Consider the following 25453-nt stretch of genomic DNA (forward strand, 5'->3'; position numbering starts at 1 on the left):
AAGGGCCCCGGATCAGCTGATCCGGGGCCCTTTGGCTTTTCGAGCCTTTGCCAACCTAGGCGGCGCGCAGCTGCTTCAGCGGCGACTTCTCGAACTTCTCGTGCGCGTATTCCAAATCGATAACCAACTCGGTCGTGTCCGTCACCGAAGGCATATCGAACATGGCGTCCGTCATGATGCTCTCGCAGATGCTGCGCAGGCCGCGGGCACCTAGGCGGTACTCGTCGGCCTTGTCGACGATGTAGTCCAGCGCCTCGTCGGTAAAGGTCAGGTTGATGCCTTCCATCTCGAACAAGCGGTGGTACTGCTTCAGGATGGAGTTCTTGGGCTCCGTCAGAATCATGCGCAGCGTGGCTTTATCGAGCGGGTTCAGGTGCGTGAGCACCGGCAGGCGGCCGATGAGCTCCGGAATGAGGCCGAACTGCTTGAGGTCTTGCGCCGTGATGTAGCGCAGGAAGTTGTTGGTGTCCACCTTCTCCTCCAGCATCGTTTTGGCGAAACCTAGGGGCTTGGTATTCAGGCGGCTCTTGATGATGCGGTCGATGCCCACGAAAGCGCCGCCGCAGATGAACAGGATGTTCTCCGTGTTCACGGTAATCATCTTCTGCTCGGGGTGCTTGCGGCCGCCGTGCGGGGGCACGTTTACGGTGGTGCCTTCCAGCAGCTTCAGCATGGCCTGCTGCACACCCTCGCCGCTCACGTCGCGCGTAATGCTGGGGTTGTCGCTTTTGCGGGCAATCTTGTCCACCTCGTCGATGTACACGATGCCGCGCTCAGCGGCTTCTACGTTGTAGTCGGCAGCTTGCAGCAGGCGCGTCAGGATGCTTTCCACGTCTTCGCCCACGTAGCCGGCTTCTGTTAGCACAGTGGCATCGGCAATGCAGAAGGGCACCTGCAGCACCGAGGCCAGCATTTTAGCCAGGAAGGTTTTGCCCGTGCCGGTTTCGCCTACCATGATGATGTTCGATTTCTCAATCGTCACATCGTCTTTGCCGGTGGGCTTCTGCATCAGGCGCTTGTAGTGGTTGTACACGGCTACACTCAGCACCTTCTTTGCTTCATCTTGGCCTACCACGTACTGATCGAGGTATTCCTTCATGTCGCGGGGCTTCACGAGGTTAAACTTCGGCGCCTTCGCGTTCGAGCGAATTTTGTTCTCTTCGTTCAGGATTTGCTGCGCCTGTCCAACGCAACGCTCGCAAATGTGCGCGTTGATGCCGGAAATCATTATGGAAACCTCGCGCTTGCTTTTGCCGCAGAACGAGCAGGTGATATCTGCCATTGTCGAAGGAAAGTCGAAAATCTAACTGTACAGCCTAATTGGGTAATACAGCCTCAAAGGTACGAATTCGGAAACGCCGCTTGTACACCCAAAGGTGCCACCGCAAGCAGCTTCTACAAAAAGAACAACCGTCTCATCCTGAAGTTGCAATTCAGAATGAGACGGTTGCATGCTACCTGTCGTGTCGAACAAAGTTAGACATCTGGTTGCCTAAGTCAGGAGCCAGATTCCTCGCTACGCTCGGAATGACAGACCGGCGAATTATTTCTCCAGCTTGTGGCGCTCCAGCACTTCGTCGATGATGCCGTATTCCTTGGCTTCGTCGGCGCGCATCCAGTAGTCGCGGTCGGAGTTGTCGTGCACCTCCTGGTAGGTTTTGCCGGTGTGTTTCGCCAGAATGTCGTACAGCTCTTTCTTGAGCTTCAGAATCTCACGAGCGGTAATTTCGATGTCCGACGACTGGCCTTGCACGCCGCCCGAGGGCTGGTGAATCATCACGCGGGCGTGGGGCAAGGCCGAGCGCTTATCGGTGGCGCCGCCGGCGAGCAGCACAGCACCCATCGAAGCAGCCAGGCCGGTGCAGATGGTGGCCACATCGGGGCCCACGTACTGCATCGTGTCGTAGATACCTAGGCCGGCGTACACCGAGCCGCCGGGCGAGTTGATGTAGAGCAGGATATCCTTCTTGGCGTCGGCCGACTCCAGGAAGAGCAGCTGCGCCGTGATGATGTTGGCAATGTAATCGTCGACGGGCGTGCCCAGGAACACGATGCGGTCCATGATCAGGCGCGAGAACACGTCAATCTCGGCAAAGCGCGTGGGGCGCTCCTCAATCACCGAGCGCGTCATGTTCGTGACGAAATGGCGGCTTTGGCCTTCGATGTGGTGCAGATACTGATCGACACCCAAACCGCTCAGGCCTTGGCCCTTAACGGCAAATTTGCGGAATTCCTGTTTGTTCAGCATTGACTGAAGGGGTAGGAGAATGGTTGGTACGGCATGATGCCGGCACAAGGCCGGGGAGCCAAGGGTACGAAAAAAGCCCTTACTCCGACGAAGTAAGGGCTTTTTTTTAGTGGGAATCAACCCCGATGCTAATTAAGCATTGGGCTGGTTCCGGAAGTCCTCGGCCGTCATCGGCTGGTCTTTAACAACAATCTGGCCGCGCAGGTTGTCGAGTACTTTTTCTGCCAGAATGGCTTCGTACTCCTGCACGTAGTTTTTGCCGTTCTCCTGGCGTAGGTAGTTATCGGCGAAGCCGCGCACCGATTCGCGCAGCTCGTCGGATACCTCCGGCATGTTGAACTGGCTCAGAATCTTGCTGATGGTGCGGTCCAGAATCTCGTCGTTCGACACGTTCAGGCCTTGCTCTTCCACCACTTTGTTGCGGATCAGCGACCATTTCAGCTCCTTCTCGTAGTCCGAGTAGTGCTCTTCTACCTGCTCGGGCGTCAGCTTGCCTTTGTTGGCCGCCACCAGCCACTTCTTGAAGAACTCTTTGGGCAGGTTGATTTCCGTCTCGGCTACGATTTTGTCGATCAGACGACGGTTCAGCAGGTTATCCGATTCACGGTCGTAGTTCTCCTGGATGGTTTCGCGCACTTTGGCGTCGAAATCTTCCTTCGAGGCTACGGCATCTTTGCCGAACACTTTGTCGAACAGCTCCTGGTTGAACTCAGCCTGCGTCGAGCGGTGGATTTGCTCCACTTCGAAAGCGTACTCGCCTTCAACGCCGGCAGCCAGCTCCTTCGAGAGGCCCGTAAAGTTGGCAATCAGGGTAGCGTCGCCGCCGAAAGCTTCTTTCAGGTCGAACGTTACCACGTCGCCGGCTTTCACGCCCACAAACTTGTCAGCGCCGTTCTTCACCTTGTTGGTGGGCAGCATCACCTTCTGCGAAAACTCGGTGGTTTCCTGCTTCAGCTGACCCGAGATGTAGTCGCCGGCTTCCGAGGTTTCGGGCGTGCTGTTTTCGCCAAACTGGCGGCCAATCTGCTCGTAGGTTTCGTCGAGGGTGTTCTGGTCGAGCTCTACTTTCGGGCGCTCCACTTCAAACGAGTCGCCGGTGGGCAGCGTGAAGTCCGGAATCAGGCCAAGCTCGAACTGGAATTCGAAGTCCTTCTGCGTGTCGAAATCAACGTTGGTAGGCACGGGCAGCGGGTCGCCCAGCAAACGCAGGTTGTTTTCTTTGATGTAGCCGTCAACCGACGAGCTCAGCAAACGGTTGATTTCGTCGACCAGGATGCCTTTGCCGTACATCTTGCGCACCAGACCCGCCGGCACTTTGCCCGGACGGAAGCCCTTGATCTGCGCCCGCTTGCTGGTTTCCTTGATCTGCTTTTCTACGGCTTCCGAGTAGTCAGCTTCGGTGAGGCGCACCGTCAGCAGGGCGCCCTGCTGTTCGTCTTTTTTGTCGAGGGTAATGTCCAAAACGAGTCGGAGGTTAAAGGTAAGCGGGCCGTTGGCCCAGTTAGGTGAAAAGGCAACAAGCCCCCAACGCACCGGGGCCGGGGAGTTGAGGGCTTGTATCGTTTGGCTGCCGAAACAGCATGCGAGTGGTGCGGATGGAGGGACTCGAACCCACACGCCTTGCGGCACCAGATCCTAAGTCTGGCACGTCTACCAATTTCGCCACATCCGCATAGTCCGCAACCGTCTGCCGCGGGGCCGCAAAACTAAGCAAGGTTCTCGGAAAATCAAATCCTTGCGAAAAGATGGCAACGCCGAGCCCAAAATTCGTGTTATAGCCGCAGGTACCGAAGCCTCCCTAGGTGAAACGGGCCGCCTTGGCTTCGGGCACCACGCCCTGGGCGTAAGCGATGGGAGGAGGTTTTCGTACCTTCGTCTGCCGTTTCCGCAAGCGGCCCGCAGTGCTTTTTTCGCCAATGGCAACTCTTATAGATCCTGAGGTAGAACGCCAGGAAATCCTGCGCCACTACCGCCGCCTGCTTCGCACGGCCAAGCCTTACCTGAAAGAGGGCGACGCCAAGCTGATCAAAAAGGCCTTTAATACCTCGCTGGAGGCGCACAAAGACATGCGTCGCAAATCGGGCGAGCCGTACATTCTGCACCCGCTGGCCGTAGCCCAGATTGTGGTGGAGGAAATCGGGTTGGGCACCACCAGCATCGTGGCGGCCTTGCTGCACGACGTGGTGGAGGATACCACCTGGGAAATTTCCGACGTGGAGCGCGAGTTCGGCAGCAAGGTGGCGCGCATCGTCGATGGCCTCACCAAGATTTCGGGCGTGTTCGACTACGGCACCTCCGAGCAGGCCGAGAACTTCCGCAAGATGCTGCTGACCTTGTCGGAGGACGTGCGCGTGATTCTCATCAAGATTGCCGACCGCCTGCACAACATGCGGACGCTCGACTCGATGCCGCGCCACAAGCAGCTCAAAATCGCGTCGGAAACCATTTACCTCTACGCCCCGCTGGCGCACCGCCTAGGTCTGTACGCCATCAAGAGCGAGCTGGAGGACTTGCACCTGAAGTACACCGATACCGAAACCTTCCGGGAACTGACGCAGAAGGTGCGCCAGAGCCGCGGCGCGCGCAACCGCTTTATTAAGGAGTTTGTAACGCCGCTGGAAGATGAGCTGAAGGAGCAGGGTTTCGACTTCGAGATTAAAGGCCGGCCCAAAAGCATCTACTCCATTCTGCGGAAGATGCGCAAGCAGAACATTCCGTTCGAGGAAGTGTACGATCTGTTTGCCATCCGCATTATTCTGAACGTGCCGCCCGAGCAGGAGAAAGCGGCCTGCTGGCGCGTGTACTCTATCGTTACCGATTTTTACCAACCCAACCCCGACCGCCTGCGCGATTGGGTGAGCACGCCCAAAGCCAACGGCTACGAAAGCTTGCACACCACCGTGATGTCGCAAACCGGGCAGTGGGTGGAGGTGCAGATCCGCTCGCGCCGCATGGACGACATTGCCGAGAAGGGTTACGCCGCGCACTGGAAATACAAAGACACCGGCGCCGTGCAGCCCGAGTCGTCGTTGGAGGCCTGGATTAGTAAGGTGCGCGAGATGCTCGAAACCAACAACTCCAATGCGCTGGAGTTTATGGACGAGTTTCGCCAGAACCTGTTCGTAAAGGAGGTCTACGTCTTCACGCCCAAAGGCAAGCTCATCATTCTGCCCGACGGCGCTACGGCCCTCGATTTTGCCTTCGAAATTCACACGCACATCGGCCTGCAGTGCCTAGGTGCCAAAGTGAATCAGAAGCTGGAGCCCCTGAGCTACCGCCTGCGCAACGGCGACCAGGTCGAAATTCTGACCTCGCAGAAGCAGCGCCCCACCGAAGAATGGCTGGGTTACGTGACGACCTCCAAGGCCCGGTCGCGCATCCGCGAATTCCTGCGCGACGATAAGCGCACGAAAGCCGAGGACGGCAAGTTTTTGGTGGAGAAGCGCTTGGAGCTCCTAGGTGTCGAGCCAACTTCCGACAACCTCAACCGTTTGCTGGCGCACTTTAATGTGCACAACCTGCACGAGTTCTACTACCGCCTGGCCATCGGCCAGATCGACGGCCGCGAAATCAAGGAGAGCCTGTTCGACCCGGCCACGCCGGCCCCTAGGTTGCCCTCGATGCTCGAGCCCAAGGCCTTCGACCAGGAGGTGCAGAAGCTGCGCGGCGTGCGGCCCGATATGCTGCTGATAGGGGAGAAAACCGACACCATCCGCTACACCATTGCCACTTGTTGTAACCCCATTCCTGGCGACGATGTGTTCGGCTTTGAAACCGATCAGAGCATCGAAATTCACCGTACCTCGTGCCCTAAGGCTACCAGCCTGATGTCGAGCTTCGGGAACCGCATTGTGCGCGCCAAATGGACGGACCAGCTGGAGTTGGCTTTCCTAGCCGGTATCCGCATCAAAGGCTCCGACCGCGTAGGCCTGGTCAACGACGTCACGAAAATCATCTCGAACAGCCTTAAGGTGAACATGCGCTCCATCACCATCGACTCGGACGACGGCATGTTCGAAGGCCAGATCATGGTGTTCGTAAACGACACGGCTCACCTCGAAAAGCTAATACAACGTTTGTCGCGCGTGCGGGGCGTGCTGTCAGTGGAGCGTTTCGGCTCCTAGGTCGGGCAACCAAAAAGAGCAACGGCCAAGGGCGGCATGTTTGGGTATATCCGGGTACACAGTAGTATATAAGGGAGCATAGCATGCTTGATGTTGAGAAATACGAGGAGGTAAAGAAGATTTTCACCGCGTACCTCGAAAGCAAGGGCCTTCGGAAAACCTCCGAGCGGTATGCCATTCTGGAGGAAATCTACTCGCGCAACGGCCACTTCGATGTAGAGGAACTGTATGCGGGTATGAAGGAACGCGGCGTTCAGGTGAGCCGCGCTACGGTTTACAACACGCTGGATTTGCTTGTTGAGCACCATTTGGTGAGCAAACACCAATTCGGCCGCAACCTGGCACAATACGAAAAGTCGTACGGCTATCGGCAGCACGACCACGTCATCTGCACTGAGTGCCATAAGGTGGTGGAGTTCTGCGACCCGCGCATCCACGGCATCCAGACGATGGTCGGGGAGTTATTGAACTTCCATATCTTGCACCACTCCTTAAATCTTTACGGCATTTGCGGCGACTGTCGCGCGAAAGCCGCTCGTACCACCACCGAATGAAAACTGACGCCAACCTGCAAGACGGCATCCTGTCGGTGCGCCTCACCGGCGACCTGATCGGCAGCCCCGATTCCCAGCAACTCCTGCAAACCGTTGATCAGCACCTAGGCGACGACGCCGTGAAGCTGTGCTCGGTCGATTTGTCCAACGTGCGCTATGTCAACAGCTCGGGCATTGGCGTACTGGTGTCGCTGCTCACCAAGTTCCGCAGCCGTGGCGGCGAGCTGGTTTTGATCAACCCCGCCGAGCACCCCCGCAAGATGCTTGCACTCACCAAGCTCACTTCCATCTTCACCATCGCCGACGACGAAGCAGCTGCTACCAGCCTGCTCAAAAACGCCAACTAATGCCAGTAGACGTACTCGTCGGGCTCCAGTGGGGCGACGAAGGAAAAGGAAAAATCGTGGACGTGCTAGCGCCCACGTACGACGTAGTAGCTCGTTTTCAGGGCGGGCCCAATGCCGGCCACACCCTCACGTTCAACGGCACCAAGCACGTACTGCACCAAGTGCCCTCGGGCATTTTCCACCCACACATTATTAATGTGGTCGGGAATGGGGTAGTGCTCGACCCCGTAGTGTTTCGCGAGGAGCTGCGCAAGCTTGCCGCGCGCGGCATCGACGGGACGGCCAATCTCTACATCTCGAAGAAAGCGCAGCTGATCCTGCCCTCGCACCGCGCCCTCGACCGGATTTGGGAGGAAGCGCGTGGCGGCGGTCGTATTGGCTCTACGCTAAAAGGCATCGGCCCGACCTACCAAGACAAAATCGGCCGTACGGGTCTGCGCATTGGCGACATTCTGCGTGCCGATTTCAAGCAGCGCTACCAGGAAACGGTAGAGCGGCATCGGCAGCTTGCCAACTTTCACCAGCGCGAATTGAGCATCGAAGCTGACGAGGCAGCCTTTTTTGAAGCGGTGGAAGAGTTGCGCCAGCTCAACCTCACGGATACGGAGTATCTGCTGAATGACCTGCTCAGCCAAGGCAAGCGCATTCTGGCCGAAGGGGCTCAAGGCTCTCTGCTGGATATCGACTTCGGCACTTATCCTTTTGTTACCTCGTCGAGCACCATTGTGGCCGGTGCCTGCACCGGGCTTGGCATCGCGCCCAAGCACATACATAAGGTATACGGTATCAGCAAAGCCTATTGCACCCGCGTGGGCAGCGGCCCATTTCCTACCGAGCTGCATGATGAGGTAGGGGAGAAGATTCGCCAGGCTGGCCGCGAATTTGGCTCCACCACTGGTCGTCCGCGCCGCTGTGGTTGGATCGACCTTCCGGCTTTGCGCTATGCCATCATGCTGAACGGCGTCACTGAAATCCACCTGATGAAAGCCGATGTGCTTTCTGATTTCGATGAAATCCGCGTTTGCACGCATTATCGGAATGCCGATGGCAGCATCACGGAGCAATTGCCCGACCTAGCCGAACTACAGGAGCTAAGCCCTGAGTACATCTCACTGCCAGGTTGGCAAACCAGCCTCGACAATATTAACGACCCCAAAGCCCTTCCCGCTCAGCTGACAACCTACGTGCAATATCTTGAGCAGCAACTGAAAGTGCCAGTCACCATAGTAAGCGTCGGCCCCGATCGTACGAGCACCCTCCACATGAACTGATAAAAAATGAGTACGCCTCGCTTGATTTTTCGCAAGCGAGGCGTACTTTTGTCCTCCCAGAACGGCAAACGGCCTACTGATTTTCCTGATCATAAAGCTCTGGAAAATTTTTTTGCTTCAGCTCTTGACTTTGAGGTTTCGGCAGTGCTACTTTTGCACCCCGATTCAACTGGAAACGGGCAGCTTTGCGGTTCTGAAAAGACCTGTGGTGGTTCGGTGAAAAGGATAATGTTCTAACCCCTTGATTTTTCGCTCATCAAGAAGACGAAAAAAAGAAGGGGCTTGGAACTTGCAAAGTGGCAACGTGGTTTGCTACCTTTGCAGCCCGGTTCGAAACGCGAGCGGGCAGCCGGAAAAGAGGCAAACGGGGCGGCGAAAAAAAAGTTGCCCGGGGGCTTGCAAACAACGAACTGCGCTTCGTACCTTTGCCACCCCAAACGCAAACAACCGAAGCGAGCAGCGCTTCGCCACGAACACGACCGGTGTTCGCACGTTCTTTGAGAGAGTGTTGAAAACGACAAGGTAGTAGCCGCTTGCGGCGCCGCGAGGCGCGGGCAAGGGGCGAAGACAAGCGAAACGAACAAACCGATCCTGTCAGCCGCCCTTCTCTTGTGGAAGGGCAACGACAAAAGATTGCTAGGACACAACGCTGCGCTTCGGCGCGGCACACAAACTTTTACAATGGAGAGTTTGATCCTGGCTCAGGATGAACGCTAGCGGCAGGCCTAATACATGCAAGTCGAACGCGGGGCAGCGATGCCCCGAGTGGCGCACGGGTGCGTAACGCGTAGGCAATCTGCCTACTTCTGGGGGATAGCCCGCCGAAAGGTGGATTAATACCGCATAAGACCACGGCGCGGCATCGCGCAGGGGTTAAAGAATTTCGGAAGTAGATGAGCCTGCGTGCCATTAGCTAGTTGGCGGGGTAAGGGCCCACCAAGGCGACGATGGCTAGGGGAGCTGAGAGGCCGATCCCCCACACTGGCACTGAGATACGGGCCAGACTCCTACGGGAGGCAGCAGTAGGGAATATTGGGCAATGGCGGAAACGCTGACCCAGCCATGCCGCGTGCCGGATGAAGGCCTTCTGGGTTGTAAACGGCTTTTGACCGGGAAGAAAAAACCCTTGCGAGGGGAATCGACGGTACCGGTTGAATAAGCACCGGCTAACTCCGTGCCAGCAGCCGCGGTAATACGGAGGGTGCGAGCGTTGTCCGGATTTATTGGGTTTAAAGGGTGCGTAGGCGGCCCGGTAAGTCCGTGGTGAAAGCCCCTCGCTCAACGAGGGAACTGCCATGGATACTGCCGGGCTTGAGTCCAGACGAGGTTGGCGGAATGGATGGTGTAGCGGTGAAATGCATAGATACCATCCAGAACCCCGATTGCGTAGGCAGCTGACTAGGCTGGTACTGACGCTGAGGCACGAAAGCGTGGGGAGCAAACAGGATTAGATACCCTGGTAGTCCACGCCGTAAACGATGGATACTCGCTGTGGGCAATATGACGGTCCGCGGCTTAGCGAAAGCGTTAAGTATCCCACCTGGGGAGTACGCCGGCAACGGTGAAACTCAAAGGAATTGACGGGGGCCCGCACAAGTGGTGGAGCATGTGGTTTAATTCGATGATACGCGAGGAACCTTACCTAGGCTAGAATGCGCGTGACCGGCCCAGAGATGGGCCTTTCCTTCGGGACACAAAGCAAGGTGCTGCATGGCCGTCGTCAGCTCGTGCCGTGAGGTGTTGGGTTAAGTCCCGCAACGAGCGCAACCCCTATGTTTAGTTGCCAGCGCGTCAAGGCGGGGACTCTAGACAGACTGCCTGCGCAAGCAGCGAGGAAGGCGGGGACGACGTCAGGTCATCATGGCCCTTACGCCTAGGGCTACACACGTGCTACAATGGGCGGTACAGCGGGTTGCCACGCAGCGATGCGGAGCCAATCTCGAAAAGCCGTTCTCAGTTCGGATCGCAGTCTGCAACTCGACTGCGTGAAGCTGGAATCACTAGTAATCGCGTATCAGCAACGACGCGGTGAATACGTTCCCGGGCCTTGTACACACCGCCCGTCAAGCCATGGAAGTCTGGTAGACCTGAAGCCGGTGCTCGTCACAGAAGCCGGTTAGGGTAGAACAGGTAACTGGGGCTAAGTCGTAACAAGGTAGCCGTACCGGAAGGTGCGGCTGGATCACCTCCTTTCTGGAGCACTTTTGTTACGCTGACCGGATTGTGGTTCGTCAAGCTGACGCTTGTTGTTTTCGCACTCGCTCAAATAATTTAGTTGAGTAACGAGGATTCACTGCGGCCTGCGGGCGGCAACTGAAGGCCCGGGCTTGTAGCTCAGGTGGTTAGAGCGCGACACTGATAATGTCGAGGTCCGTGGTTCGAGTCCACGCAGGCCCACTCGCTTCGGCGTCCGGCCGCGGCGACTTGTACGACGGGGGATTAGCTCAGCTGGCTAGAGCACCTGCCTTGCACGCAGGGGGTCAACGGTTCGAATCCGTTATTCTCCACTCTTACCTAGGCGGTTGGGCTTCGGCCCACCTGCCTCCGTGATGGACAGCAGGTCCGTCATACGTTCTTTGACGTAACGGCTAGCAAACATAGAAGATAAGCCCAACCACCTGGCGTGGTTGCGCATCACACGAGCAAACGACAGTTCCCTGCTTACTCGGGAACGACCGTTACTTACGGAAGTAACGAAGGGCGCACGGGGGATGCCTAGGCTCTCGGAGGCGACGAAGGACGTGATAAGCTGCGATAAGCTTGGGGGACGGGCACATACCGGCTGATCCCGAGATTTCCGAATGGGGCAACCCACCAGGTTGAAGACCTGGTATCCGAATCCGCAAGGACGGAGGCGAACGCGGGGAACTGAAACATCTAAGTACCCGCAGGAACAGAAAATAACAATGATTCCCCCAGTAGTGGCGAGCGAACGGGGACGAGCCCAAACCGGGTTGGTTACGGCCAGCCCGGGGTTGTAGGACCGCGGCGTGGGACCTTTTTACGGTAGTCGAAACAGGTGGGAAACTGTACCAGAGACGGTGAGAGTCCGGTAGACGACATTGTAAAAGGCCCTAGCGGGATCCTGAGTAAGGCGGGGTTGGAGACGCCCCGTCTGAATCCGCCGGCACCATCCGGCAAGGCTACATACTCCCGAGAGACCGATAGTGAACCAGTACCGTGAGGGAAAGGTGAAAAGAACCCCGGATAGGGGAGTGAAAAGAACCTGAAACCGTGCGCTTACAAGCGGTCGGAGCTGCTAGGTGCAGTGACGGCGTGCCTTTTGCATAATGAGCCTACGAGTTGCTCCTCCCTGGCGAGGTTAAGCGTCTGGAGACGCGGAGCCGCAGCGAAAGCGAGTCTGAACAGGGCGCAGAGTCAGGGGGGGCAGACGCGAAACTTTGTGATCTACCCATGGGCAGGGTGAAGGTTGGGTAACACCAACTGGAGGCCCGAACCAGTTTCCGTTGAAAAGGATTTGGATGACCTGTGGGTAGGGGTGAAAGGCCAATCAAACTGAGAAATAGCTCGTACTCCCCGAAATGTATTGAGGTACAGCGTCGTGGTCGAGTCACCTGGAGGTAGAGCTACCGATTGGACTAGGGGGTGTCACAGCCTACCGAATCCAGACGAACTCCGAATGCCACGGTGATATACACGGCAGTGAGGCCTGGGGTGCTAAGGTCCCAGGCCGAGAGGGAAAGAACCCAGACCATCCGCTAAGGTCCCTAAATCCGGGCTAAGTTGAACAAAGGAGGTCCAGTTGCCTTGACAGCCAGGATGTTGGCTTGGAAGCAGCCATTCATTTAAAGAGTGCGTAACAGCTCACTGGTCGAGCGACAGGGCATCGATAATACGCGGGCATCAAGTCCGGTACCGAAGCGATGGATTCTACTTATGGTAGAGTGGTAGGGGAGCATTCCAGCAGCGGCGAAGCCACGACCGGGAGGCGTGGTGGAGCGGCTGGAAAAGCAAATGTAGGCATGAGTAACGATAATGGGGGTGCGAAACCCCCACGCCGATAGACTAAGGTTTCCTGCTCAACGCTAATCGGAGCAGGGTTAGTCGGGACCTAAGGCTAAGCCGACAGGCGATGACCGATGGCCAGCTGGTTGATATTCCAGCACTTGTTCAGTGGAGTGATGCGGTGACGGAGAAGTGAAAGGCACGCGGGCGGACGGAAGTGCCCGTTGAAGCGCGTAGGTATAGGACCGGTAGTGAAGTACGCCGGTTTTGCCGAAACGTGATAGTAGGCCAAGCCCCTCGGGGCGCGGCCATAGTTGCCCTAATCAGACTCCCAAGAAAACCCGCTAAGCGTTTACCGCTGGACAACCCGTACCGCAAACCGACACAGGTAGTCAAGGAGAGCATCCTGAGGCGCTCGAGTGAATCACGGCCAAGGAACTCGGCAAAATGGTCCTGTAACTTCGGGAGAAGGGACGCTTCCTCCTAGCAATAGGAGAAGCCGCAGTGAAAAGGCCCAGGCGACTGTTTAACAAAAACACATGGCTTTGCGAACTCGCAAGAGGAAGTATAAGGCCTGACACCTGCCCGGTGCCGGAAGGTTAAGAGGGGGACTTAGCGCAAGCGACGGTCTGAATCGAAGCCCCGGTAAACGGCGGCCGTAACTATAACGGTCCTAAGGTAGCGAAATTCCTTGTCGGGTAAGTTCCGACCTGCACGAATGGTGTAACGATCTGGGCGCTGTCTCAGCCGTGAGCTCGGTGAAATTGTAGTCTCGGTGAAGATGCCGAGTACCCGCCACGGGACGGAAAGACCCCGTGCACCTTTACTACAGCTTGACATTGACCCTGGGCACCGCATGTGTAGCATAGGTGGGAGGCGTTGAGCCGGGGGCGCCAGCCCTCGGGGAGCCGACGTTGAAATACCACCCTTGCGTTGCTTGGGGCCTAATCTCCAGGAAGGGGAAACAGTGTCTGGTGGGTAGTTTGACTGGGGTGGTCGCCTCCAAAAGTGTATCGGAGGCTTTCAAAGGTCCGCTCAATCCGCTTGGTAACCGGATGCAGAGCGCAATAGCAGAAGCGGGCTTGACTGTGAGGCCGACACGCCGAGCAGGGTCGAAAGACGGATATAGTGATCCGGTGGTTCCGCATGGAAGGGCCATCGCTCAAAGGATAAAAGGTACGCCGGGGATAACAGGCTGATCTCCCCCAAGAGCTCATATCGACGGGGAGGTTTGGCACCTCGATGTCGGCTCGTCACGTCCTGGGGCTGGAGAAGGTCCCAAGGGTTCGGCTGTTCGCCGATTAAAGTGGCACGCGAGCTGGGTTCAGAACGTCGTGAGACAGTTCGGTCCCTATCTGTGGCGGGCGTTGGAATGTTGACAGGACCTGACCTTAGTACGAGAGGACCGGGTTGGACCAGCCGCTGGTGTACCAGTTGTGCCGCCAGGTGCAGCGCTGGGTAGCTACGCTGGGTCGAGATAAGCGCTGAAAGCATCTAAGTGCGAAACTCACCTGAAGATGAGCATTCCGTTGTATAAGGTCCGTGGCAGATCACCACGTCGATAGGCCGCAGGTCTTAAGCCGGAAACGGCCAGCCGAGCGGTACTAATGAACCGAACGCTTCCGAACCAGTGCCTCGTGTTTTCCCCTTCTGCGTTTGCTGGCCGTGCGTCACAAGTTCACGGCTCCCGCCGCCCCCACCGGGCCGGGATGTCCGCTCACGACAATGGTGGCTTTAGCCCGGGTGTTCACCTCTTCCCATTCCGAACAGAGTCGTTAAGCCCCGGAGCGCCCATGGTACTGCCTTCGCCGGCGGGAGAGTCGGTCGCCGCCAACCCTTGTCTGTTCGCGCTGCCCCCCGCGGGTTCCTCCCCCAGGAACCGCCGCGGGGGGCAGTCCGCGTTGCGGGCGAAACGCGGGCCCGCGCGACCTGCCACCCCGGGGCTTCAGCCGCCGGGGACGCGCAGACGCAAGGGCTGCTTATTCCTACCGGTTGATACACGCTGGCGCCCCCGGCCGCCCCGGCGGGCCACAGCCTTGCCGGAGCCGGTGGGCCGGTCGCCTCGGGCCAGGCAGGGCGCGGCCCACCGAACCGGTGGGGAATGCCGGCTGCGGAAGCCGTGCGTGGGCCCGAGCCGCTTGGGCAACGGCACGAAGCCGGTCTGTGCGGGGGGAAGGCGCGTACGCGTGGCCCTCACGCACCACGGTGCGGGCGCAGTGGCGGACCAGTTTCTGGGCCCGGGCGGGTAACTGAGCCTGCGGCCGGCTGGGCTTCGGTGCCCGGCAGGGGGAAACGCCCCAGCCCGGGCACCGAAGACCGGTTACCGCGCCGTTGGGCCCGCCGGGGCCAGATAGCCCTGCGCCAGCTCGCGCAGCGCCTCAGTCGTCACCGCGCTTTAGGTAGTTATTAATCAGATTGCGGTTTAAGGAGTTGTCACTACACCTTTATGTAGGGCTTCCTAGTGCAGTTGTATTAATCGTTCTAGGCGTCTTTTTACTACTATTTACGTTCTTTAGGTACTGCATTTCTAGTACCTCATGAATCTAACATATCCATGGTTTCTTTTAGGGCTAATTGCTCTAGCTATACCCATAATCCTTCATTTATTTGAGTTACGTCGCCCTCAGCGGGTTTTGTTTACTAATGTCGACTTCATTAAGGATGTCAAGCTGGTAACCGCAAAACAGCGGAGGCTCCAGCATCTATTGGTGTTGTTTCTTAGGTTGGGGTTCATCAGCTTTTTGGTGTTGTTATTCTGCCAACCTTTCCTTCAGGCTTTGGATAACGGCACCACGGGAGTTGATAGCAGAACTGCGTTTGTTATCGATAACACCTTGAGCATGTCGGCTGAAGATGCGCAGGGACAGCAATTGATTGAGAGAGGTGCGGATGAGGCGGGTGAAGTGGTGGGTATTTTTCCGCGCACTGCTACAATTGATGTATTGGCTGGATCCAGGCGTCAGGCCTCTTTAACGCCGCAACGAGCTCAAGAAGCCCTGAACGCTGTGACGGTATCTGCTAATAGTCAAGGCCTAGGTGCTCAATTGGCTTGGCTAACAAGCGGCCTCCGCAACAGTAATCCCTCTTCCGTATTTCTTGTCTCCGACTTTCAGCGGATTGGGTTCAACCCGAGCATGATAATGCAATTGGGAACGAAGCAACAGGTGTATCTCCTGCCGCTCCGTTTTACTCCCGCAGCAAGCATTTATGTTGATAGCGTATATGTTGCTGATGAGTTTGTGAGGCCCGGTGGGGACTTGGCTTTGCAGATACGCCTGCGTAATGGCGGGAGCAAAGATGCTCAGCGCGTTGGCGTGCGCGTATTGATTGCTGAGCGACAAGTCGGAGCCTTTCAAATCGATTTGCTGGCTGGGCAAACTACCGTGACTACGGTTCGGGCAAGGCTCAACGGTGCCCAAGCGGTGCAGTGCCGAGTGGAGGTCGACGACCAACCCATCCGCTTCGATAATACTTATTATTTTGTGCTTAAGCCCGTTAGCCGCGTGCGGATACTGGAAGTTGGTGCGGGCCGGAGTGCCTTGCAGCGCTTGTATCCAAACGAGGCAGTTTTCGGTTACAGTCAGATTTCGGTAGGCGATATTCGGCCGGAAGTACTTAGCAATGCCGACTTCATTGTTGTTTCTGCCTTTGCTTCTTCGGATAGCGGCCGGCGAACGGCATTGAGGCGGTTCGCCGATGCGGGGGGCACCATCTTGTTCATTCCAGCCGCTAATTCAGCAGGTGCTTCCCTCAACGAGGCCTTGGCTGACCTAGGGCTGTCGACACTGCGGCCGCTTAACGGGGCAGGTGCGAGTACCCCCCAAGAACTTGCACCGCCCGACAAGCAGAATCCTTTCTTCAAGGATGTTTTCGCGGAGCAAACGCGACAGGCCGATATGCCCCGTGCCACCCCGCTGCTTACCTGGAGCCGCTCGGCCGTTGATGTGTTGAAGTTTCGTGACGGGAGCCCTTTTATATCAGGGTTCCGCACTGGCAACGGGATGATCTATGTGGTGGCTTCGCCGCTTGCACCTGCGTACACCACGTTCGCGGAGCACCCCTTGTTTGTGCCGGTAATGTACCGCTTGGCCACGTCGAGTGTACAGCTGGACCAACTGCCTGCGTACCGGCTAACCGACCGGACGGTAGTGCTGCGGCAACCCGTTGTGGCTAATGCGGGCAAAGAGCAAGTATACAAACTGGTAAACGACGGTAGCTCCTTTATCCCGGCTCAGCAAGTGCGCGACGGACGCCTGTACCTGCAATTGCCGCCCGATCTGCGTCAGCCCGGCTATTATAAGCTTAGCCTAGGAGAGCACACCGTCGGGGAGCTGGCATTCAACATCGATAAGAAAGAGTCGGAATTGGCTTATTACTCGCTGAATGAGCTGCGCCAACTCGAAGCAACCCACCCCAATGTGCACATTTACGAAGTGGCAAGCGGGCAAAGTGTTGCGGCCCGTTTTGCCCAACAGCGTGCCGGTACACCGCTATGGCGTTACTGTCTGATAGCTGCTTTGCTATGTTTACTGGGAGAAGTGCTGGTGTTGCGCTTTGCCGGGGCAAAGAATACTGCCGCTCCACTTGCTGCCTAGGTCGTCGTTTCGGCAAAGTGCTCTAACTTGCCGCAAAGCTCAACGATTGAGCACAGCGTAATTAAAATGATGAATCAGGCTGGGTTGCGGACAGCAGTACGCGTGGGTGGTATTGCCGGTGCTTTGTGTGTGGCTTGGGTGCTGATGCTCTACTTTACCGACCAGAACCCCTACGGGCCCAAGCGCCTGATGACGGTGTTTGTGCCGCCCGTTGCGGTGTTGGTGGCGCAGTGGAGCGCACGCAAGCATGCACCCAATAAATTCGGGTTTTTAACGGCCTTAATGACGGGCGTAGTTGCGCTCCTGATAACGGCTAGCCTCTCGGGTTTGGGCGTTTACACCTTGGCCCGAATGGGCAACCCCAAGCTGATTGAGCAAAACCGGGTTCAGATGGAGCGCATGATTCAGGCAGAGCGGGCCAATTTTATGAAAGAGAAAGGCGGCAAGGAGCAGTATGAACGCAGCCTCCGCGGCATTGCCAGCACACCCGCTGGCTTGGCGCAGGACGATTTCAGCAAAAAGCTTTTGGCCGGTTTGTTTTTCTTTTTGCCCGGCGCCATTTTCTTTCGGAAATAACTTCTCTCATCCAAAACACTAACTCTAATGGAAAACACCGCTACTCCCTCTGTTTCGCCCTCGTCCGTTGGCGTGCGCTACGGCGTCATGCTCGGCATCGTATCCATCATCTTCACGGCCGTAACTATGATGGCCGGCTTAGAGCAGAATACCGCTATCGGGTTGCTTGGCGCGGTAATCAGCATTGCTTTTATAGTGTTGGCTCACAAGGCGTTTAAGCAGGCTAATGGCGGTTTCATGTCGTTCGGGCAAGGCGTCACGATTGGGGTTGTTGCATCGGCCGTTTCGGGTTTGCTGGCGTCGGTATTCCGTTACATCTACCTCACTTTCATCGACCCCGAGGCTTTGGCCCGCGGCGCCGAAGCGGCTCGCGCGAAACTCGAAGAACAAGGCATGTCGGATGAACAAATCGACCAAGCCATGTCCGTGAGCAGCAAGATGACAGAAGGGCCCGTAGGAGTGGTTGTTGCAATAGTGGTTTCAATCATTATAGGCCTAATTTTATCGCTGATCATCTCAGCCATTACCAAGCGTACGCGCCCCGAGTTTGAGTAAGAAGAAGTTAAAATCATTTCCCGTCGAGCTGTCAATCGTAATTCCGCTGCTCAACGAGGAAGAATCGTTGCCGGAGCTGACGAGCTGGATTGGGCGCGTGCTGCAGGCGCACGGGCTTTCGTACGAGGTCATCCTGATCGACGACGGTTCGACGGATAACTCCTGGGAAGTGATTGAGGAGCTGGCTGCCGCGGATGTACACATCCGCGGCATTCGCTTCAACCGCAACTACGGCAAATCGGCGGCCCTCGACACCGGCTTTCGGGCCGCCGAGGGCCGCGTGGTGTGCACCATGGACGCCGATTTGCAGGACTCGCCGGAGGAGCTGCCCGAGCTTTACCGGCTCATTGCCGAGGAGGGTTACGACCTGATCAGCGGCTGGAAAAAGAAGCGCTACGACCCGCTGAGCAAAACCATCCCGACGAAGCTCTTCAACGGCGTAACGCGCTGGATTTCGGGCATTCAGCTGCACGATTTCAACTGCGGCCTGAAGGCCTACGACAGCCGCGTGGTGAAGAGCATTGAGGTGTACGGCGAGATGCACCGCTACATCCCGGTTATTGCCAAGTGGGCCGGGTTTCGGCGCATCGGCGAGAAGGCCGTGCAGCACCAGGAGCGCAAGTACGGCACCACCAAGTTCGGGCTGGAGCGCTTCGTGTACGGCTTCCTGGATCTGATGAGCATCACGTTTGTGAGCCGCTTCCGGCGCCGGCCAATGCACTTTTTTGGGTCGATGGGCGTGCTGTCGTTTTTCCTAGGTGCTGTAATCACGCTGTGGCTGGTAGGGGAGAAGGTGTGGCTGGCGGCGCACAACCTGCGCGCCCGCGACGTCACCGATCAGCCGCTGTTCTTCCTGGCCTTGGTGGCTGTGATTGTGGGCGTGCAGTTGTTTCTGACGGGTTTTCTGGCCGAGCTGACCTCGCTGAACGGCCGGCGCAAAAACCAATACCTGGTGCGCGAAACCCTGAACCTGCCCACCACCTAGGCGCATGGCACGGGTGGTGATTATTGGGCCGGCATACCCGCTGCGTGGGGGCCTGGCTACCTACAACGAGCGGCTGGCACGGGCTTTCCGCGAAGCCGGCGACGAGGTGCGCATCGTTACGTTCAGCCTGCAGTACCCCAACTTTCTGTTTCCGGGCCAAACGCAGTTCAGCACCGAGCCCGGGCCCGCCGACCTCGCCATTGAGGTAAGCATCAACTCCGTAAACCCGCTGAGCTGGTGGCAGGTAGGCCAGCGGCTGCGGCGCGAGCGGCCCGATTTAGTTGTGTTTCGGTTTTGGTTGCCGTTTATGGGGCCGGCCCTAGGTACTATTGCGCGCCTGGTGCGCGGCAACGGCCACACGCGCATCGTCACCATCACCGATAACGTAATTCCGCACGAGAAGCGGCCCGGCGACCGGCCTTTCACGCAGTATTTCCTGCAGGTGTGTCACGGCTTCGTGACGATGAGCCGCTCGGTGCTGGCCGATTTGCGGCGGCTTAATCTCAAGCAACCCGCTTGTTACCAGGCACACCCGCTCTACGACAACTTCGGGCCGATTGTGCCCCAACGCGATGCTCAGCGCCGCTTGCACCTAGGGCCCGAGTACCGGTACTTGTTGTTCTTCGGCTTTATCAGGGCATACAAAGGGCTCGATGTGCTGCTGCAGGCCTTTGCCGATGAGCGGCTGGCTAAGCTGCCCTTGAAGCTGATTGTGGCCGGCGAGTTTTACGAAGACGCTGCGCCCTACGAGGCCATCATTCGCGAGCACAACCTGGAGAACCGCCTGGTGCGCGCTACCGATTTCATCCCGAACGAGCGCGTGGCCGATTACTTCTGCGCGGCCGACATGGTGGTGCAGCCCTACAAGCACGCCACGCAAAGCGGCGTATCGCAGATTGCCTACCACTTCGAGCGGCCGATGCTGGTGACGGACGTTGGCGGCCTGGCCGAGCTGATACCTGACGGCGAGGTGGGCTACGTGGTGCCACCCACCGCCCAAGCTATTGCCGATGCGCTGGTCGAGTATTTCACGCACCCCGAGCTGCAGGCCCGGTTTGAAGCCGGCACGCGCCACTACAAGCAGCAGTTTTCGTGGAGTGAAATGGTGAAGGCGCTGAAGGAGGTAGCCGCCGCCCCCGGCACCTAGGCGACAAGGCTGCTTTTCGCACCAAAAAACAAGACCGCCCCGCTTCGTTGCTGCCGTTTGGCTAGCGCGAAGCGGGGCGGTCTTGTCTTAGGCATTCTCAGCTAACAGAGATGGGCAAGCTGGCCTGCACCGCCGCCAACACCTTCGTGGCTGGCAACTCCTCCATGCAACTGGTGCCCAGCTTGCAGGTGCCGCGGTAAAAGCACACGCATTGGCGGTCGGGCTGCACAATCTGGCCGCGGCCGTACAGGTCGAATTCGTAGGGGTTGAAGATGTTGTTCATCAGCACGGTAGGCTTGCGCAGAGCAATGCTGATGTGCATGGCCATGGTTACCTGCGTCACGATGAGGTCCATCTGATCGAGCAGGTTGATGAACTGCGGCAGCGGAAAGTGCCCTAGGTACGGCGCGCCCGTGGCTGCGTGCAGGCGCTGGTTGCGCTCCTCTTCGGCGGCGCCACCCAGGAGCACGGGCGCGTAGCCGGCTTGCTGCAGCTGGGTAATCAGGGCAATCCATTTTTCATCGGACCACAAGCGCGTCGTCCAACGGTCGCCGCAGCCGGTGTTCAGGCCCACGCGGCGGCCGGCAGGGGGCAACTGCGGCCACTGGTAGCCTTTGTCGGCGTGGTTGTCGAACACGTATTCCTCGCCCCGGAACTCGTAGCCGCACAGCTCAAAAATCTCCTGCACGTAGGGCTTGGTGTTCTGCAGGCTGAGCTGATCGAACACGCCCGTCAGGAATTTGTGCTGGGCCAGGTCGTTGGCGGGCCAGGCCACGCCATCGTAGGGGCGCAGGGCGTAACCGAACTTTTGGGGGGCCTTGAGGGTGTTCAGCAGCGCGCCGGCTTCCTTGTCTTTGTCGAGGTTGAACACCACGTCGAACTCGCGGGCTTGCAGTTGCAGTACGGCCGCGAAATCGAACTTCAGAATCTCATCGACGGCATCCTGGGGCAAAATGGCGGGCGTATGCGTCAGCCAGGTAATGTAGCCCTGCGGGTACTCCTGCCGCAGGCGGCGCAGCAGCGGCGTGGTTCGGATTACGTCGCCGATGGCCCCGAGCTTGATGATAAGGATGCGCTGCTGCACCGGCGCGTACACGGGGCAATCTGCGCACTGGTAGCCGTGCTCCTTGTTGGGGCGGCACGGAATGTCGCCCCGAAAATGGCGGCAATCCGGGTGTACAACGGTATGGTTCAGGATGTTGGTGCTCAACTCGGCGGTTCGGTTAAATGCCCACGTAGTTCCAGGGCGTGATGGCGCGCAGCTCGGCCTTTACCTCGGGGCGCACGTCGAGGGTTTCCACGAATTCGCTGATGGTGGCCTGCGTAACCGGGCCGTGCGTGCGCGTAAGGGCCTTGAGGGCGTTGTACGGATCGGGGTATTGCTCGCGGCGCAGAATGGTTTGGATGGCCTCGGCCACTACCGGCCAGTTGGCCTCCAGGTCGCGGCGCAAGGCTTCCTCGTCGAGGGCCAATTTGCCCAGGCCGCGTTGCAGCGCCGAAACGGCAATGAGGATGTGGCCCAGCGGCACGCCCAGGTTGCGCAGCACCGTGGAGTCGGTGAGGTCGCGCTGCAGGCGCGAAATGGGCAATTTGGCCCCTAGGTGCTCGAGCACGGCATTGGCCAGGCCCAGGTTGCCCTCGGCATTCTCGAAATCGATGGGGTTTACCTTGTGCGGCATGGCCGACGAGCCCACTTCGCCGGCCTTGATGGTTTGGCGGAAGTAGCCCAGCGAAATGTACTGCCACACGTCGCGGGCCATATCGATGAGGATGGTGTTGAGGCGCTTGAGTCCGTCGCAGGTGGCGGCCAGGTGGTCGTAGTGCTCAATCTGGGTGGTGGGGTAGGAGCGGTGCAGGCCCAGCTGCTCGTTCACGAACCGGTTGCCGAAGGCGTGCCAGTCAACCTGCGGGTAAGCCACGTGGTGGGCGTTGAAGTTGCCCGTAGCTCCGCCAAACTTCGCCCCGAAGGGTACTTGCTTCAGCAAGGCTAGCTGCGCCTCCAGGCGAGCCACAAACACCTCAAGCTCTTTGCCCAGGCGCGTGGGCGAGGCGGGCTGGCCGTGCGTGCGTGCCAGCATGGGCACGGCGGCCCACTGAGCGGCGCAGGCCCGCAGTTGGTCGGTAAGCTGCTCGTAGCCGGGCACGATTTCGCGGTGCAGGGCCTCGCGCAGGCTCAGCGGCACGGCGGTGTTGTTCACGTCCTGCGAGGTCAGGCCAAAGTGGATAAACTCCACGTAGGCGCCTAGCTCCAAAATCTCAAACTGGTCGCGCAGCCAGTACTCCACGGCTTTTACATCGTGGTTGGTAACGCGCTCGTGCGCCTTAATGGCCTCGGCGTCGGCTTCGGTAAACTCCTGATAAAGCAGGCGCAGGCGCTCAAACACGGCTGCATCAACGCCCTGCAGCTGGGGCAAAGGCAGCTCGCACAAAGCAATAAAGTACTCCACCTCCACCAGCACGCGGTAGCGAATCAGGGCCAGCTCCGAAAAAAAACCGGCCAGCGGAGCGGTTTGGCGGCGGTAGCGGCCATCGAGGGGCGAGAGGGCCGTGAGGGGCGTCAGTGCGTCGTGCGTCATGCGAGAAAGGAACTAGCAGGCCTTAAGCCCTGGTTTTTATGGCAACGAGACAGGTGGTGCAGCCGCCGGCTGCGTTGCGGGCACGGGCCCGACCGCCGATTTGCCCGCGAAGGTAGGAATGCCTTGCGGCCGGGACAACGTATAGCCGGGCTACGCGTAGGGGCACTTTGTGGTACTTTTGTACCCGAAGCGGCTTTGGTTCGGCACGAAACTGGCGAGGCAGGCCGCTGATTATCTACACTTCCGTGCGAGTGAACCCAAAAACCAAGAAAATACTGTACTGGTCGCTAGGTACTTTCGGAGCCTTGTTGCTCGTGGGCCTGGCCGTGTTTCTGCTGAAGCGCGAGGAGCTGCTGCAGTATGCCATGCGCCAAACCAAAACCAAGGTCGAGCGCAAGTACCCCGTTACCCTTACCCTAGGTCCGGCCCGCTTTACCGATCTGAACACCGTGCAGATCACCAACGTGAGCCTGGTGCCCCGCACCGGCCTGCAGGATACCTTGCTCACGGCCCGCCGCATCAACGCCAGCATCAGCCTGCGTTCGTTGTTTGCCCGGCGGCCGGTGTTCAGCAACCTGCAAATCGAGCAAGCCCAATTGCTGGCCCGCAAAACCGCCACGGCCGATAACTACGGGTTTCTGATTAAGCGCACCGGCAAAACCACCGTGCCGCGCGATACCACCAAGGGCACCAACTACGGCGTGCTGCTGAACCAGGTGCTCGAAACGGCGCTGGAGAACATTCCGGGCGAGGCCGATTTCCGCAACTTTCTGGTGGCCTACGAGAGCCCGCGCCACCGCGCCACCATCACCATGCCCGAGCTCACCATTGAGGACGGCGACCTGGCGGGCAAGCTCACCGTTGAGCTCGACTCCGTAACCAACCGCATTGGCCTGCGCGGCCACGTGGAGCAGGGCGACGAGAACATGGACGTGCAGGTGTTCAGCCAGGGCCGCCAGCCGGTGGTGCTGCCGTACCTGCAGCGCCGTTTTGGCGCCAGTGTGCAGTTCGATACGCTGCACCTGCAACTGGCCGGCAAGGATTTCGACGACGAGCGGCTTACCGTACGCGGCGCCGCGCTGGCCAGCAACTTCCGCCTGAACCACCCCAAAATCTCGGACGAGGACGTGGTGGTGCGCCGCGGTGGCATCGACTTCGTGGCCACCCTAGGTCAAAACTACCTCGCGCTGGAAAAGGGCACCAAGGTTACCCTGAACAAAATTGTGGCTTTCCCACAAATCAGCGTGCGCATGCGGACGCCGGCCGAGCTGGGCCGCCGCGTGGCCGCCGAAACCCGCCACTACAGCCCGCGCCTGCGCGGCCTGCTGGTGTCGCTGAACGTGGAGTCGGACGAAGTGCCGGCTACCGATTTCTTCAACTCGCTGCCGCAGGGCATTTTCGGGGCTGTGGAGGGCATGCAGGGCACCGGCACGCTGCAATACCACCTGAGCGCCGCCCTCGACATGCAGCAAGTGGATAGCCTGAAGTTCGACTCGGGCCTGCGCGCCAGCCGCGACTTCAAAATCACCCGCTTTGGCCGCGTCGATCTGCGCAAGCTGAACACCGAGTTTGCCTACACCGCCTACAACGACCGCGGCGACTCGCTCAAAACGTTTGCCGTAGGCCCTTCGAACCCCGATTTCGTGCCGTTCAATCAGGTATCGAACTACCTAAAGTACGCCATCATCACGGCCGAAGATCCGCGCTTCTTCACGCACAAAGGCTTTATGGAGAAAGCCTTTGTGAAATCAGCCATCCAGAACATCAAGGAAAAGCGCTTTGCCCGCGGTGGTAGCACGCTCTCGATGCAGCTCGTGAAAAACGTGTTCCTAACGCGCAAAAAAACCGTAGCCCGCAAGGCCGAAGAAGCCCTGATGGTGTGGCTGATCGAGAATACCCGCCTCGTGAGCAAAGAGCGCATGATGGAGGTGTACCTGAACATTATCGAGTGGGGCCCCAGCCGCTACCGCTGGCCCAGCGGCGAGCGGGGCGTGTACGGCGTGAAGGAGGCGGCCCGGTTTTATTACGACAAAGAGCCTTCGCAACTGACCCTGCAGGAAAGCCTGTACCTGGCCAGCATCATTCCGAAGCCGAAGTACGCCCGCGAGTCGTTCAACCAGTACGGCGACCTGAAGGCCAGCTCGCGCTACTTCTTCCGCCTGATTGCCGACATCATGGCCCGGCGCGGCTACATCCCCGAGGCCGAGGCTGATGGGCTGAGCCGCTCGGTAAATCTGGCCGGCCCAGCCCGTCGCTTCATGAACTTCTCGGCCCGCCCCGATACCACGCGGGCGGTGGCGGCCGACAGCAGCCAGTTCGACCCCATCAACCTCATCGACCTGCTGAACACCGGCGGCCTGCCCGACGAAGGCGCCAACACCAACGCCCCGGCCACCGAAGGCACCGACAACAACGGCGGCAAACAGCCCTAAACCCTAGGTGCCCAAGCAAAAAGCCCGGCGGAGCAGCTGCTCCGCCGGGCTTTTTGCTTGGGCACCTAGGGCAAGGC

General features: G+C 58.5%; 16 protein-coding genes, 3 tRNA genes and 3 rRNA genes. 16 read left to right on the forward strand and 6 right to left on the reverse strand.

The window, feature by feature from the left end; translation table 11 throughout:
• Positions 1-55 precede the first annotated feature (55 nt).
• The 4 genes from clpX to OIS50_RS01185 all read right to left on the reverse strand — a co-directional run bounded on the left by clpX (position 56) and on the right by OIS50_RS01185 (position 3920).
• Positions 56-1282, reverse strand: a complete 1227-nt coding sequence (gene clpX, locus OIS50_RS01170; RefSeq protein ID WP_264692510.1) for an ATP-dependent Clp protease ATP-binding subunit ClpX — start codon at positions 1280-1282, stop codon at positions 56-58.
• A gap of 261 nt (positions 1283-1543) precedes the next feature.
• The gene (locus OIS50_RS01175; RefSeq protein WP_264692511.1) at positions 1544-2248 is read right to left on the reverse strand and encodes an ATP-dependent Clp protease proteolytic subunit; all 705 of its coding nucleotides are present in this window, start codon (positions 2246-2248) and stop codon (positions 1544-1546) included.
• 132 nt (positions 2249-2380) lie between these two features.
• Positions 2381-3709, reverse strand: a complete 1329-nt coding sequence (gene tig / locus OIS50_RS01180) for a trigger factor (protein WP_264692512.1) — start codon at positions 3707-3709, stop codon at positions 2381-2383.
• Positions 3710-3835: 126 nt separating this feature from the next.
• A tRNA-Leu gene (locus tag OIS50_RS01185) sits at positions 3836-3920 on the reverse strand.
• 244 nt (positions 3921-4164) lie between these two features.
• On the opposite strand from OIS50_RS01185, the gene OIS50_RS01190 reads away from it, so the two are divergent.
• The 15 genes from OIS50_RS01190 to OIS50_RS01260 all read left to right on the forward strand — a co-directional run bounded on the left by OIS50_RS01190 (position 4165) and on the right by OIS50_RS01260 (position 20368).
• Complete coding sequence (locus OIS50_RS01190; protein WP_264692513.1) at positions 4165-6372, forward strand: RelA/SpoT family protein; 2208 nt, start codon at positions 4165-4167, stop codon at positions 6370-6372.
• A gap of 83 nt (positions 6373-6455) precedes the next feature.
• Positions 6456-6926 carry a Fur family transcriptional regulator gene (locus tag OIS50_RS01195; protein ID WP_264692514.1) on the forward strand — a complete coding sequence of 157 codons (471 nt, stop codon included), beginning with the start codon at positions 6456-6458 and terminating at the stop codon, positions 6924-6926.
• Positions 6923-7273, forward strand: a complete 351-nt coding sequence (locus OIS50_RS01200) for an STAS domain-containing protein (RefSeq protein WP_059072717.1) — start codon at positions 6923-6925, stop codon at positions 7271-7273. The genes OIS50_RS01195 and OIS50_RS01200 overlap by 4 nt, the downstream gene beginning before the upstream one ends.
• On the forward strand, positions 7273-8544 hold the full coding sequence (locus tag OIS50_RS01205; protein WP_264692515.1) for an adenylosuccinate synthase: 1272 nt from the start codon (positions 7273-7275) through the stop codon (positions 8542-8544). Before OIS50_RS01200 ends, OIS50_RS01205 begins: the two co-directional genes overlap by 1 nt.
• A gap of 6 nt (positions 8545-8550) precedes the next feature.
• On the forward strand, positions 8551-8781 hold the full coding sequence (locus OIS50_RS01210) for a hypothetical protein (protein WP_264692516.1): 231 nt from the start codon (positions 8551-8553) through the stop codon (positions 8779-8781).
• 441 nt (positions 8782-9222) lie between these two features.
• Positions 9223-10737, forward strand: a 16S ribosomal RNA gene (locus tag OIS50_RS01215).
• 130 nt (positions 10738-10867) lie between these two features.
• Positions 10868-10941: transfer RNA gene (locus OIS50_RS01220), tRNA-Ile, on the forward strand.
• A 36-nt stretch (positions 10942-10977) separates the two neighbouring features.
• Positions 10978-11051 (forward strand) — tRNA-Ala (locus OIS50_RS01225).
• A 177-nt stretch (positions 11052-11228) separates the two neighbouring features.
• Positions 11229-14138 (forward strand): 23S ribosomal RNA (locus OIS50_RS01230).
• A gap of 96 nt (positions 14139-14234) precedes the next feature.
• Positions 14235-14346: ribosomal RNA gene (rrf, locus tag OIS50_RS01235) — 5S ribosomal RNA — on the forward strand.
• Together the 16S, 23S and 5S rRNA genes with 2 tRNA genes alongside form the textbook arrangement of a ribosomal RNA operon.
• Positions 14347-15047: 701 nt before the next feature.
• Positions 15048-17105 (forward strand): BatA domain-containing protein, encoded by a 2058-nt coding sequence (locus OIS50_RS01240; RefSeq protein ID WP_264692517.1) that lies wholly within the window; start codon positions 15048-15050, stop codon positions 17103-17105.
• Positions 17106-17171: 66 nt separating this feature from the next.
• Positions 17172-17681 carry a DUF4199 domain-containing protein gene (locus tag OIS50_RS01245; protein ID WP_264692518.1) on the forward strand — a complete coding sequence of 170 codons (510 nt, stop codon included), beginning with the start codon at positions 17172-17174 and terminating at the stop codon, positions 17679-17681.
• A gap of 27 nt (positions 17682-17708) precedes the next feature.
• Positions 17709-18236 carry a DUF4199 domain-containing protein gene (locus OIS50_RS01250; RefSeq protein ID WP_264692519.1) on the forward strand — a complete coding sequence of 176 codons (528 nt, stop codon included), beginning with the start codon at positions 17709-17711 and terminating at the stop codon, positions 18234-18236.
• On the forward strand, positions 18229-19221 hold the full coding sequence (locus tag OIS50_RS01255; protein WP_264692520.1) for a glycosyltransferase family 2 protein: 993 nt from the start codon (positions 18229-18231) through the stop codon (positions 19219-19221). The genes OIS50_RS01250 and OIS50_RS01255 overlap by 8 nt, the downstream gene beginning before the upstream one ends.
• Positions 19222-19225: 4 nt before the next feature.
• On the forward strand, positions 19226-20368 hold the full coding sequence (locus tag OIS50_RS01260; RefSeq protein ID WP_264692521.1) for a glycosyltransferase: 1143 nt from the start codon (positions 19226-19228) through the stop codon (positions 20366-20368).
• Between the two features lie 97 nt (positions 20369-20465).
• Here the strand turns inward: OIS50_RS01260 and OIS50_RS01265 are convergent, their stop codons facing one another.
• On the reverse strand, positions 20466-21578 hold the full coding sequence (locus OIS50_RS01265) for a glycosyltransferase family 9 protein (RefSeq protein ID WP_264692522.1): 1113 nt from the start codon (positions 21576-21578) through the stop codon (positions 20466-20468).
• Positions 21579-21591: 13 nt separating this feature from the next.
• Positions 21592-22944 (reverse strand): adenylosuccinate lyase, encoded by a 1353-nt coding sequence (gene purB, locus OIS50_RS01270; RefSeq protein WP_264692523.1) that lies wholly within the window; start codon positions 22942-22944, stop codon positions 21592-21594.
• Between the two features lie 251 nt (positions 22945-23195).
• Between purB and OIS50_RS01275 the strand changes: the two genes are divergently transcribed.
• Positions 23196-25376, forward strand: a complete 2181-nt coding sequence (locus tag OIS50_RS01275) for a biosynthetic peptidoglycan transglycosylase (protein WP_264692524.1) — start codon at positions 23196-23198, stop codon at positions 25374-25376.
• Positions 25377-25453: the final 77 nt, after the last annotated feature.

It is taken from the genome of Hymenobacter sp. YIM 151858-1 (genome assembly GCF_025979705.1).
Lineage (GTDB): Bacteria > Bacteroidota > Bacteroidia > Cytophagales > Hymenobacteraceae > Solirubrum.

Bases quoted from the DNA above. Each gene is read 5' to 3' on its own strand.
- OIS50_RS01210 (WP_264692516.1), top strand. From the start codon at position 8,551: ATGAGTACGCCTCGCTTGATTTTTCGCAAGCGAGGCGTACTTTTGTCC.
- OIS50_RS01175 (WP_264692511.1), bottom strand. From the start codon at position 2,248: ATGCTGAACAAACAGGAATTCCGCAAATTTGCCGTTAAGGGCCAAGGC.
- OIS50_RS01205 (WP_264692515.1), top strand. From the start codon at position 7,273: ATGCCAGTAGACGTACTCGTCGGGCTCCAGTGGGGCGACGAAGGAAAA.
- OIS50_RS01195 (WP_264692514.1), top strand. From the start codon at position 6,456: ATGCTTGATGTTGAGAAATACGAGGAGGTAAAGAAGATTTTCACCGCG.
- purB (WP_264692523.1), bottom strand. From the start codon at position 22,944: ATGACGCACGACGCACTGACGCCCCTCACGGCCCTCTCGCCCCTCGAT.
- OIS50_RS01260 (WP_264692521.1), top strand. From the start codon at position 19,226: ATGGCACGGGTGGTGATTATTGGGCCGGCATACCCGCTGCGTGGGGGC.
- OIS50_RS01250 (WP_264692519.1), top strand. From the start codon at position 17,709: ATGGAAAACACCGCTACTCCCTCTGTTTCGCCCTCGTCCGTTGGCGTG.
- OIS50_RS01190 (WP_264692513.1), top strand. From the start codon at position 4,165: ATGGCAACTCTTATAGATCCTGAGGTAGAACGCCAGGAAATCCTGCGC.
- clpX (WP_264692510.1), bottom strand. From the start codon at position 1,282: ATGGCAGATATCACCTGCTCGTTCTGCGGCAAAAGCAAGCGCGAGGTT.
- OIS50_RS01245 (WP_264692518.1), top strand. From the start codon at position 17,172: ATGATGAATCAGGCTGGGTTGCGGACAGCAGTACGCGTGGGTGGTATT.
- OIS50_RS01200 (WP_059072717.1), top strand. From the start codon at position 6,923: ATGAAAACTGACGCCAACCTGCAAGACGGCATCCTGTCGGTGCGCCTC.
- OIS50_RS01240 (WP_264692517.1), top strand. From the start codon at position 15,048: ATGAATCTAACATATCCATGGTTTCTTTTAGGGCTAATTGCTCTAGCT.